We start from the raw sequence: 10,260 nt of genomic DNA, 5'->3' as shown, positions 1-10,260 counted from the left end.
AGGAAAGTCTGCCGGCCCGCAATTTCACACTCACCAGCAACGAAAAACTGGAAAGTGTCGTCATCCGCCTTCAGTTGCCCAATGATATCCTGCAAATTGTCGTGCGGGATAAACGGCTTTTCTCATCTACAACCTATATTTTTGTGATGTGGATGATTGCAATTTCCCTCGCCCTGCTGGGCATTGCCGTTATCTTTTTACGCAACCAGATGCGACCCATTAAACAATTGGCCTCAGCCGCAGAAAAATTCGGTCGTGGTCAGGAAGTCGAAGATTTCAAACCCTCCGGCGCCCTTGAAATCCGGTCCGCGTCCAAGGCATTTCATGACATGAAGCACCGAATATTAAGGCAAATAACACAACGCACAGAAATGCTGGCTGGTGTGAGCCACGACCTTCGCACACCGCTCACACGCATGAAACTTCAACTGGCGATGATGCCCGAAGATCAAAGCCGCGAGAATTTGCAAAGTGACGTGGAAGACATGCGGAACATGGTCGAAGGGTATCTTGCCTTTGCAAAAGGGCAGGAAGCGGAAACTGTACAGGAAGTCAACGTAACTACACTGATTGAATCCGTCGTCGAAAATGCCCGCAGACAAGGGGCACAGATCACCCTCACAGCCACGCCGGAAATCAGAACATCCATTCGCGCCAACAGTGTCAAGCGCTGCCTTACTAATCTCGTTGAAAATGCCCGCCGCCATGCAACGGAAATCGCTATTGCGGTATATCCTACGGATAGTCAGATCGTGATTTCGATAGACGATAACGGACCGGGTATTCCTTTAGAGAAAAGACAGGACGTCTTTAAGCCTTTTCATCGGTTAGATACTTCCCGCAACAGTGAAACCGGCGGTAGCGGTCTGGGCATGACCATCGCCCGCGATGTGGTACACGGACATGGTGGTCAGATTGCACTCGGCCGCTCTTCCATGGGCGGCTTGCATATTGAACTCACCTTTCCCTACTAGAACCCCTTGTTCAGGTTTTAAGGGATTGAAAGGCCGCCTCGATTGCTGATGTTGTCGACAGTTCTGTCACCGAGGCCTGAGCAAAAGCCTTGTTTGCTGCAGCCAGAACAATGGGGACGGCTGCTGCGGCCAGTTGGGGCGTTATTGCCGCCTTGGCAATCATCAAAACCTTAATGACCTCTTCTTCATAGGTTGCGGACAAAGCCTGTACCTCCGCATCCCGTGATTGAAATACCAAGAACGCCTCTGTTGACGCCTTCTGGGCCGCTTCCAGCCTGGCCTGATGATCTTCAAATAACGAAGACAAATCAGGCGCTTTAGGCATGGCATCGTCAACGTCTGATTTGTCTTCTGTCATTTCTGTTCCTCAATGCAATCGTCCGCCGATCGGCACATCATGATCAGGCGAAATCAGTGAAATCTGCCCGTTTGCATCACTAAAGCCCAAAACAAGAACCTCTGACATTATGGGGCCGATCTGCCGGGGCGGAAAATTAACAACGGCCGCCACCCGTTTTCCGACTAAGCTTTCCAGTGTATAGAGGTCCGTAATCTGTGCCGATGTTTTGCGAACACCGATCTCCTCTCCAAAATCAATTTTAAGCTTATAAGCCGGGCGACGCGCTTCAGGGAATTCCAATGCTTCCAGCACAATTCCTACCCGGATATCCACTTTTAAAAAATCTTCAATTCCTATTTCTTTGGCTTTCTCGTTCATCCAACCCTCCGCATTTTTTGGGGATGCTAGGGCAATAGAAAACCCAAAACAAGCCTTCTTAGCCACCAGAGAACTTTTTCGCCACGTCTTCAATTACGCTCATTGATTGTGTGAAAGACTGGGTCAGCGCCGCATTGGTTTTCACGGTAGATTGCATCATCTTGGACGCGGTCGCACTAAACGAATTTGCGGCAAGCATATGACCATCCAGAATAGTCCCGATATCCGGCACCGGATTGACTGCCCCTCCGGCTTTTTGGCCTTCTGATTGAAGACCAGCCGCCATCCCTTGCAGGACAGATTGTAGCGTCGCCTGTTGTTCCGCGCAGATGGATTGAAGGCTGTCAGCCATTTCGGTGCTGATCGATGATATCGCCTCAACATTTTGTTTTTGGGATTCAGTTATTGGGGTCAGGTCAGGAATGATAACCTTCCCTGCCAACGTAGGGGCTCCCATTCCTGTTGAGGGTTTTGTATCTGACATCGCATCCTCCAAAAGAGAGGATATGGGGTCAGAAGAACAACTTTAAAGTGTTTAACTTAATTCAATTGAACGTTTCTTGGCGGCTTCAACTGTTTTCGTCATTAAGTCGATCAAAGAATTATTCGCCATCAACACATCAAGGCCAGCAGCAGTCGTTCCATTTGGACTTGTTACATTCTTTCGGAGTTGGGCAACATCCAAGTTAGACCTTTGGGCCAATTCACCTGCCCCTGCAACCGTGACCTTGGCGAGCGTTGTCGCCAGATCTTCAGGCAAACCCGCAGCCACCCCAGCCTCCGTCATTGCTTCGATCATGTGAAAAACATAGGCTGGGCCTGAGCCGGACAGCCCGGTCACAGCATCCATCATATTTTCATCATCCACCCACGCCGTTGTTCCAATCGCTGACATCAGACTATCGCAAAGCCGGCGATGTTCCTGTGTAACAGAGGGGTTCGGAACTGAGACAAGCATCCCTTTGCGAACCGCCGCAGGCGTGTTTGGCATGGTCCGAATAATCGCAGTGTCCTTGCCAAAATAATTTTCAAAAACGTCAATTCGGGTTCCTGCGGCAATAGAAATAATCAGCGCACCCTTGTCTGCATATTTCTTATAGGTCGGTATAACCTCCGTCATAACTTGTGGCTTCACAGCCAACACAATGACATCCGGTTGATAATCTTCTTCAATCAACAAAGGAGAAGTAAAAATTCGACAGCCAGAGCGGGACGCCAGCTCCAAATTGTTCGTTGATGGATCAACGACCAGAATGCTGTTTGGTTTAATGTTTTTTTCGATCCAGCCGTCAAGCATGGCACGGCCCATATTACCGCAACCCACCAGCAAAATTGTCATAGACATGATTTAAGCTTCACCCATTGTTTCTAACATGGCAGATTCAATTGCCTCTTCAGGAGTTTTTCCGCCCCAAATCGCGAACTGGATGGCCGGATAGAATTTTTCCAACTCACTCATGCCAATTTCAACCAGATTCTGAATCTGTTCAGCATTCATGTCGCAATTTTCATTTAGTAAAAGAGCATGCCGGAACATAACAAGCCCTTCTTCACGCCAGGTATCAAAATGGCCGATGAACATTTTTTCGTTCATCCTTGCCAGCAATTCATAGATCGCATCATATTTCCGGTCAGGAACCTTTACGTCATAAGCGCAGGAGAAATGGATCGCCTTGATATCAGCACGCCATGAAAACCAAAGGTGATACTGACACCAGCTTCCCTCTACGCCGACAGTCAGTTCATTCCTGCCCTGCCGCTCAAAGGACCAGTCATTTGCAGAAATAATGGATTCAACAAGGTCGAGAGGATTGTGGTCTTCGAGTTCTTCTTGGGAAAAATACACAGTCGTCATGCCAAGACTCCTTTGCAAGACCCCCGCTTTCATCATGCCAACCGTTACAGGCCGCACAATTCCATCGGGAACATCGATTTGGGCCATATCTGGTACCCTAAAAAAAAGAATACCATACATTTAGCGTAAAGCGCCTTTCACATCGGCGCAACACCCAAATCAATTTTTGAGCAACTTTCTTGTGGATAACCGTTATTTTTCAAGCCTTGGAGGGAAAACTACTCAGCCGTTTTAGACGTTGGCGTTTTTTCCTTTTTTGCTGCCGATGCTTTTTTTGCCGCAGGTACTTTTTTTGACGCCGCGACTTTCTTTTCAAGCTCAGCAATTTTGGCATTCTGCGCTTCAAGAGTATCGCTCATGGCGACCAGCATGGCCTTCATTGCGTCAAATTCCTCGCGAGGAACCAAATCCATATCAGCCACCAGCCGTTCGATCCGCTGATGCACCAGATTTTCCCACTCGGATTTCATCCCTTGCGCAGTTCCGAGCGCGCCAGACGCCAACCGGGCAATGTCATCAAAGATACGTGAATTTGTCTGCATGAAACTGGGTCCTTTCAAGTTAATCGCACTATGACGTGCAGCAACGGGAAAATCAATTGCTTTAGACGTTTTAAACAATTGTCCTACTTGCGCAGTTCGGTGCATCCTTTATATAAAGACTTATGAACTCAGCGATACAATTTCTAGCAGTTTCCTTTCCGGAAATTGACCCCATACTCATCGAATTGGGCCCTTTTGCCATTCGCTGGTATGCCCTTGCCTATATCACCGGTCTTATCCTTGGCTGGCGATTGATGATCCACTTTGCCAAATCCGATAAATCACCGCTAACGCCAGAGCATATTGATGATTTTCTGGTTTGGGCGACTCTGGGTGTCATTCTGGGCGGACGCCTTGGCTATGTCCTATTCTATAAGCCGGGTTATTACATTACCGACCCGCTGGAAATCGTCAAAATCTGGGAAGGCGGCATGTCTTTTCATGGGGGCTTTCTGGGCGTTGTCATTGCAGCGATCCTGTTTGCTCGAAAACGGTCAATTCCTCCGCTGGCGCTGGCTGATATGCTGGCGACGGTTGCACCGGTGGGATTGTTCTTTGGACGGATCGCCAATTTTATAAATGGCGAGCTTTTTGGACGCGTAACCGATGTTTCCTGGGCGATGGTTTTTCCAAATGGCGGGCCCTTGCCACGCCACCCCAGTCAACTATACGAAGCACTTCTCGAAGGGGCCGTGTTGTTTGTCCTTGTCATGATCCTGCGGCAAACAAAATTCGGTCAGAAACCCGGACTACTGACGGGTACATTTTTGGTCGGTTATGCCGCTGCACGTGGTTTTGTTGAGCTGTTTCGTCAACCGGATGCTCATCTTGGATTTCTGTTGGGAGGCGCCACGATGGGGCAGCTCCTCTCAATACCGATGGTGTTGATCGGGCTCTATTTCATACTTCGCCCCGCCGCATCCCGATAATGACCGATCTTGAAAACATCCTGAAAAGACGCATTGAAGAAAGCGGCCCGATTTCTGTTCATGACTTTATGTCTGACGCGCTTCTTCATCCAGAATTTGGCTATTATCAGCGTTCCAACCCTTTCGGACGATCCGGTGATTTTATTACAGCCCCGGAAATCAGCCAAATGTTCGGAGAACTTATCGGCCTATGGTGTGTGGACTGCTGGGCGAAAATGGGAGGGCCTTCCCGCGTCAATTTGATTGAGCTGGGCCCGGGCAACGGGACGTTGATGAAGGATGCCCTGAGAAGCGCCAAACTGGTCCCGGAATTTGTTAATGCCATGTCATTGCATCTCGTAGAAGTCAGCGACCGCCTCATAAACAAACAAAAAATGGCCCTTTCCGACCACACCGTCCAATGGCACTCGCATTTTCCTGAAGATCTGGATGGCCCTTATATTGTAATAGCCAACGAGTTTTTTGATGCGCTGCCCATCCATCAGTTTCTGCAGTCCGAAAGCGGCCCCAAGGAACGCGCAATCACCTACGTTGATGACAAACTGACATATACCACAATGGCCGTTGCACCTGACGCGCAGCCATTTTGCAATCCAGCCTATCTTGACAAGCTGGAACCAGGCGAAATTTATGAAGTTTGTCCGTCTGCGCTCTCCATAATTACAAGTATCGCGCACCAAATCGCTGAAAAAGGCGGTGCGGCTTTGACCTTGGATTATGGACCTGAAAAAAGTGCAACCGGGGATAGTTTCCAAGCCCTAAAAGACCACAAATATGTCTCCGCACTGGAACATCCGGGGGAGGCTGATTTGACGGCCCATGTTGATTTCGGTCGGTTGGCAGACGTTGCGCGGGAGTGTAACGTGACGGTCGCACCAATAACCTCGCAAGGCCGTTTTCTGGAACGCTTGGGTATCGAAGCCCGGGCGCTACAGCTATCTGCAAAGGCAACCGATAGCCAAAAAGAGAAAATTGCCAGCGACCATAAACGGTTGGTCAGTTCAAGCGGAATGGGGACTCTTTTCAAAGTGCTCTGTTTTCATCATACTCTCTCTGCATCGCCCGCGGGCTTTAGGGAATAAAGATGATCAAAAGCGAAATATTTAATGAAAGTCAGATTAGTCACGGATTTTTCACACGTAAAAACGGCGTCTCTAACGGTGTGTACGCGAGCCTGAATTGTGGTGCGGGTTCCAATGATGCAACTGACAATGTCATAAAAAACAAGGAAATCGTCGCCAACTCACTGCAGGTTTCGCCTGACAATTTAACGACTTTATATCAGGTTCACAGTGCCGATGTGCTTACTCTGACCGAGCCGGTAGATACAGAAAACCGCCCCAAAGCCGATGCCATGGTGACGAACGTTTCAGGTCTCGCACTAGGGATCCTGACAGCAGACTGTGTCCCGATCCTTTTTGCCGATTCTGTCAATCGGGTCATCGGGGCAGCTCATTCGGGGTGGAAAGGCACAATTGGTAATATTTCAAAGGCCGTGATCGAGGCTATGATAGAGCTTGGGGCATCCCGTAGTTCAATCTGTTGCGCCATTGGTCCGGCTATTCAGCAGGCGTCTTACGAAGTCGGACCCGATTTTCCGGCTCCGTTTATTGCTCTGGATCCGGTGTATGAATCTTTCTTTATTCCGTCCGAGCGTGAGAAACACCACATGTTTGACCTCACCGGTTTTGTAAAAATGCAACTACTGCAACAGAATATTAAAGCCGTTGATCTGATTGACAATGATACCTGTGCAGATGAAGAGTATTTTTATAGTTACCGGCGGATGTGCAAACGGGGCGAGCCTGACTATGGTCGGCAAATCTCTGCCATCGCCCTCCGCCCGCAAACCTGATTATAATTGTTCCGATTTGAGAGAGACGCATGCCTCATCTGGTAATCTTTTTTGTTCTGTGCCTTTTAGGGCTGGTGGCAAGTTGTGCGTTATAATCTAATCAAAACCCTCTTGGTTGGCGCCCTTGCTTTTGCATTATCGGCATGCCAACCGCTTGAACGGCCTTTTCAGCCAAAATCCAAAAGTGCGATGCGCAATGCGGCACCGGGTCCGCGTGCGTCCCTTTATATTGAACCTGTTCAAAATGGCCCGGAGGAGCTTTCAGAAATCCTGTCAGAGAAGCTGCAGGATCTTGGTATTGCGGCCTTCTCAGGGGAGGAGCCGTTCAACCGCTACAAAATGAGCAGTCGGATCATCCTGAAAGACGATGTCAGCTATATTCTGTGGACATTGGTCGACCCAACGGGGCGAGACACCAAGCTGCGAACCCTGCAAAAAATCGGGGAAATAGTCCCCGGGCCAGATCATGCTGGGACAGACTACGAAAAAGTCGCGTTACATACAGCCAGTGACATCGATGTCATGCTAGGTGGTGCCGGCATAAATTTTGAAGCTATGGCAACGCCTCGACTTTTCGTACCGATCGTCGAGAATGCTCCCGGAGACGGATCGGAAACGCTGGCATCTGCCATGCAAACCCATCTTGTAAAAGCCGGGCTGGATGTCCAGCCCGACCAGTGGCAGGCAACCTATATTCTAAAAGGCAGCGTTGATCTGACCAAACCCATGGGAGGCATGCAAATCGTCTCGATCATCTGGAAACTGGAACGACGGAACGGTGAATATGTCGGCAAAGTTGAACAAAAAAACAGAATCAGGGCAGGAACGCTGAACGGTCCTTGGGGCGAGGTTGCGATTGCAGCTGCCCAAGGTGGCGCTAGAGGCATCCTGAATTTGCTTCGCCAAGCAGAACCTGCATATTTTAAAGACAAAAACGGATAAATATTCTCATTTCCTCAAAATTCCGTGTTTAAGGCGTTTACAGAATTGAAGACCCTTGGTAAGTTCCGCCCCGCAATCGAGGGGTAATTTCTGCCTCTCCCCTTAAAATTGTTTGACTGAGTCAGGCCAGTAGTCGCCTAAAGGACCGTTCACATGAAAGTGCTTGCGGGGAACAGTAATCGCCCATTGGCAGAAGCTGTTGCATCTTATCTTGATTTACCCTTGACCGACGCTGCTATTCGCCGTTTTTCGGATCAGGAAGTTTTCGTGGAAATCCATGAAAATGTTCGGGGCGAGGATCTCTTCATTATCCAGCCCACATCCTTTCCAACAAACGACCATCTGATGGAATTGCTGGTTTGTATTGATGCCTTGAAGCGGGCGTCCGCAAAACGAATCACTGCCGTCTTACCATATTACGGATATGCCCGTCAGGACCGCAAACCCGGCCCTCGGACACCGATTTCAGCAAAACTTGTTGCAAATCTTGTCACAACAGCCGGGGCAGATCGCGTCTTGACGCTGGACCTGCATGCAGGTCAGATCCAGGGCTTTTTCGATATTCCGACCGATAACTTGTTCTCTGCACCAATTATCGTACCAGATATAGAAGAAAATTACGGCCGCGGAGGAGAAATCACAATCGTCTCTCCGGACGTTGGCGGCGTTGTGCGGGCACGGGCCTTTGCCAAAAGGCTTGACGCGAACCTGGCAATCGTTGATAAGCGCCGTGAAAAAGCGGGCGTTTCTGAAGTTATGAATATCATCGGTGACGTCAAGGGACAGACCTGTATTCTTGTAGACGATATCGTTGATAGCGCGGGGACATTGTGCAATGCAGCGGCAGCCTTGGTAGATCAAGGCGCTAATCGCGTAGCGGCCTATGTGACCCACGGTGTCCTCTCTGGAGGGGCGATCAACCGGGTACAGGATTCCGCTATGGAAGAAATGGTAACCACGGACAGCATTCTGGCAACTGAGGCATTCAAGGCCTCGCAAAAGATGCGTCAAATTTCAATTGCCCCCCTTATCGGTGAGGCGATGAAACGGATTTCACAGGAAACTTCGGTTTCCAGCCTGTTTGATTAATTTAAACAGGATAACGATGCGCGCACCCCTGGAGGCACGCATCACCACTGACACCGGGACAGTTTCCCGGTGTTGCTCGTTAATAGGAGAAGAGTAATGAGCGAAAATGCAATTCTAATTGCTGAAACGCGCGATCGGGTAGGAAAAGGGGTCTCCCGTGCTTTGCGTCGTGAAGGCCGCACCCCAGCGGTAATTTATGGTGATAAAAAAGAACCTGTTTCTGTTTCTTTGGAAACAAAAGAACTTGTTAAAGTTCTGAACACAGGTGCTTTTATGTCAACGATTTATACAGTTCAGGTTGGCAAAACTAACTATAACGTGTTGCCACGTGATCTGCAGCTGCACCCAGTAAAAGATAGTCCGGTTCATGTTGACTTCCTCCGCGTTTCCGCGAAATCCTTGATTGCGGTTAATGTTCCTGTTCACTTCCTGAACGAAGACAAATGCGTTGGTCTTGTTCGCGGTGGTGTTCTGAACGTTGTCCGTCACGAAGTTGAAATGCTTGTACCTGCAGGCGATATCCCTGAATTCCTTGAAATTGATCTCAGCGAATTCGACATCGGTAGCAGTGTTCATATTTCTGACTTCTCACTACCAAAAGGCACCGAGCCTACGATCACTGATCGTGACTTCACTGTTGCTACAATTGCTGCACCAAGCGGTGGCACAGATGAAGAAGAAGACGGTGAAGCAGACGCAGAAGCTTCTGAAGGCGAGAGCTCAGAAGAGTCTTAAGTTAGGATGCATCGATGATTTTGCTGGTTGGACTTGGTAATCCTGGTAAAGGATATTCTGATAACCGGCATAATTATGGTTTTATGGCGGTGGATGACATCATTCACCGCCATTCTTTTGGACCAGAGAAAATTCGATTTCAGGGCATGATTTCCGAAGGACGTATCGGAACTGAAAAAGTCCTTGCCCTAAAACCCACAACCTATATGAACGAGTCTGGCCGTTCTGTCGGTGAAGCCGCCCGGTTTTACAAGATTCCCCTTGAAAACATCATTGTCCTGCATGACGAACTTGATTTGCCAATAGGTAAACTGCGAGTCAAAACAGGGGGTGGCCATGGCGGTAATAATGGCATTCGATCGATTGAAGCCCATATGGGGAAAGAGTTTCACCGTATCCGCATGGGGATTGGGCACCCTGGTGACAAAAGTCAGGTTTCAGGACATGTCTTGAAGGATTTTTCCAAAGCGGATCGAAAAATTGCCCAAATGGTAATTGAGGCTGTGTCCCGTCACATCGAAAAGATGATCGACGGAGATGCCGCAGGATTTATGAACAAAGTTGCGCTGGAATTGGCTCCGCCCAAGAAAACAACAGCGCCAGAAGCCAAAGGAAACTGAG

General features: G+C 49.0%; 14 protein-coding genes. 8 read left to right on the top strand and 6 right to left on the bottom strand.

The features are described from left to right. Positions 1–974: ATP-binding protein (locus tag ACJAYR_RS12060; protein WP_415236827.1), on the top strand; the 974-nt coding region annotated here is incomplete at its 5' end. A 10-nt stretch (positions 975–984) separates the two neighbouring features. Here ACJAYR_RS12060 and ACJAYR_RS12055 read toward each other — a convergent pair. The 6 genes from ACJAYR_RS12055 to ACJAYR_RS12030 all read right to left on the bottom strand — a co-directional run bounded on the left by ACJAYR_RS12055 (position 985) and on the right by ACJAYR_RS12030 (position 4,089). Then, positions 985–1,332 (bottom strand): hypothetical protein, encoded by a 348-nt coding sequence (locus ACJAYR_RS12055; RefSeq protein ID WP_415236826.1) that lies wholly within the window; start codon positions 1,330–1,332, stop codon positions 985–987. A 9-nt stretch (positions 1,333–1,341) separates the two neighbouring features. Continuing rightward, entirely contained in the window at positions 1,342–1,692 is a 351-nt protein-coding gene (locus ACJAYR_RS12050; RefSeq protein WP_415236825.1) for a tRNA-binding protein, read from the bottom strand. Between the two features lie 58 nt (positions 1,693–1,750). After that, the gene (locus ACJAYR_RS12045) at positions 1,751–2,176 is read right to left on the bottom strand and encodes a hypothetical protein (RefSeq protein ID WP_415236824.1); all 426 of its coding nucleotides are present in this window, start codon (positions 2,174–2,176) and stop codon (positions 1,751–1,753) included. 51 nt (positions 2,177–2,227) lie between these two features. Further along, on the bottom strand, positions 2,228–3,037 hold the full coding sequence (gene proC, locus ACJAYR_RS12040) for a pyrroline-5-carboxylate reductase (RefSeq protein WP_415236823.1): 810 nt from the start codon (positions 3,035–3,037) through the stop codon (positions 2,228–2,230). 3 nt (positions 3,038–3,040) lie between these two features. Then, positions 3,041–3,634, bottom strand: a complete 594-nt coding sequence (locus ACJAYR_RS12035; protein ID WP_415236822.1) for a YbjN domain-containing protein — start codon at positions 3,632–3,634, stop codon at positions 3,041–3,043. A gap of 131 nt (positions 3,635–3,765) precedes the next feature. After that, positions 3,766–4,089, bottom strand: a complete 324-nt coding sequence (locus tag ACJAYR_RS12030; RefSeq protein ID WP_415236821.1) for an accessory factor UbiK family protein — start codon at positions 4,087–4,089, stop codon at positions 3,766–3,768. Between the two features lie 122 nt (positions 4,090–4,211). On the opposite strand from ACJAYR_RS12030, the gene lgt reads away from it, so the two are divergent. The 7 genes from lgt (at position 4,212) to pth (ending at position 10,259) form a co-directional block, all read left to right on the top strand. After that, a complete protein-coding gene (gene lgt / locus ACJAYR_RS12025; RefSeq protein ID WP_415236820.1) occupies positions 4,212–5,018 on the top strand; it encodes a prolipoprotein diacylglyceryl transferase in 807 nt (268 codons plus the stop codon). Next, on the top strand, positions 5,018–6,100 hold the full coding sequence (locus tag ACJAYR_RS12020; RefSeq protein ID WP_415236819.1) for a class I SAM-dependent methyltransferase: 1,083 nt from the start codon (positions 5,018–5,020) through the stop codon (positions 6,098–6,100). Before lgt ends, ACJAYR_RS12020 begins: the two co-directional genes overlap by 1 nt. Before the next feature lie 2 nt (positions 6,101–6,102). Then, positions 6,103–6,873, top strand: coding sequence for a peptidoglycan editing factor PgeF (gene pgeF / locus ACJAYR_RS12015; RefSeq protein ID WP_415236818.1), 771 nt, complete (start codon positions 6,103–6,105; stop codon positions 6,871–6,873). An 84-nt stretch (positions 6,874–6,957) separates the two neighbouring features. Next, complete coding sequence (locus ACJAYR_RS12010; RefSeq protein WP_415236817.1) at positions 6,958–7,815, top strand: hypothetical protein; 858 nt, start codon at positions 6,958–6,960, stop codon at positions 7,813–7,815. 153 nt (positions 7,816–7,968) lie between these two features. Then, positions 7,969–8,904, top strand: coding sequence for a ribose-phosphate pyrophosphokinase (locus ACJAYR_RS12005; RefSeq protein ID WP_169543060.1), 936 nt, complete (start codon positions 7,969–7,971; stop codon positions 8,902–8,904). A 96-nt stretch (positions 8,905–9,000) separates the two neighbouring features. Further along, the gene (locus ACJAYR_RS12000; protein ID WP_415236816.1) at positions 9,001–9,639 is read left to right on the top strand and encodes a 50S ribosomal protein L25/general stress protein Ctc; all 639 of its coding nucleotides are present in this window, start codon (positions 9,001–9,003) and stop codon (positions 9,637–9,639) included. Positions 9,640–9,653: 14 nt separating this feature from the next. Continuing rightward, on the top strand, positions 9,654–10,259 hold the full coding sequence (gene pth, locus ACJAYR_RS11995) for an aminoacyl-tRNA hydrolase (protein WP_415236815.1): 606 nt from the start codon (positions 9,654–9,656) through the stop codon (positions 10,257–10,259). Position 10,260: the final 1 nt, after the last annotated feature.

The sequence above is a fragment of the Sneathiella sp. genome, from assembly GCF_047631475.1.
GTDB lineage: Bacteria > Pseudomonadota > Alphaproteobacteria > Sneathiellales > Sneathiellaceae > Sneathiella.
The sequence above is the reverse complement of the archived record's forward strand: the minus strand, read 5'-3'. Positions and strand labels throughout refer to the sequence as shown.

Bases quoted from the DNA above. Each gene is read 5' to 3' on its own strand.
- ACJAYR_RS12055 (WP_415236826.1), bottom strand. From the start codon at position 1,332: ATGACAGAAGACAAATCAGACGTTGACGATGCCATGCCTAAAGCGCCT.
- ACJAYR_RS12050 (WP_415236825.1), bottom strand. From the start codon at position 1,692: ATGAACGAGAAAGCCAAAGAAATAGGAATTGAAGATTTTTTAAAAGTG.
- ACJAYR_RS12045 (WP_415236824.1), bottom strand. From the start codon at position 2,176: ATGTCAGATACAAAACCCTCAACAGGAATGGGAGCCCCTACGTTGGCA.
- proC (WP_415236823.1), bottom strand. From the start codon at position 3,037: ATGTCTATGACAATTTTGCTGGTGGGTTGCGGTAATATGGGCCGTGCC.
- ACJAYR_RS12035 (WP_415236822.1), bottom strand. From the start codon at position 3,634: ATGGCCCAAATCGATGTTCCCGATGGAATTGTGCGGCCTGTAACGGTT.
- ACJAYR_RS12030 (WP_415236821.1), bottom strand. From the start codon at position 4,089: ATGCAGACAAATTCACGTATCTTTGATGACATTGCCCGGTTGGCGTCT.
- lgt (WP_415236820.1), top strand. From the start codon at position 4,212: ATGAACTCAGCGATACAATTTCTAGCAGTTTCCTTTCCGGAAATTGAC.
- ACJAYR_RS12020 (WP_415236819.1), top strand. From the start codon at position 5,018: ATGACCGATCTTGAAAACATCCTGAAAAGACGCATTGAAGAAAGCGGC.
- pgeF (WP_415236818.1), top strand. From the start codon at position 6,103: ATGATCAAAAGCGAAATATTTAATGAAAGTCAGATTAGTCACGGATTT.
- ACJAYR_RS12005 (WP_169543060.1), top strand. From the start codon at position 7,969: ATGAAAGTGCTTGCGGGGAACAGTAATCGCCCATTGGCAGAAGCTGTT.
- ACJAYR_RS12000 (WP_415236816.1), top strand. From the start codon at position 9,001: ATGAGCGAAAATGCAATTCTAATTGCTGAAACGCGCGATCGGGTAGGA.
- pth (WP_415236815.1), top strand. From the start codon at position 9,654: ATGATTTTGCTGGTTGGACTTGGTAATCCTGGTAAAGGATATTCTGAT.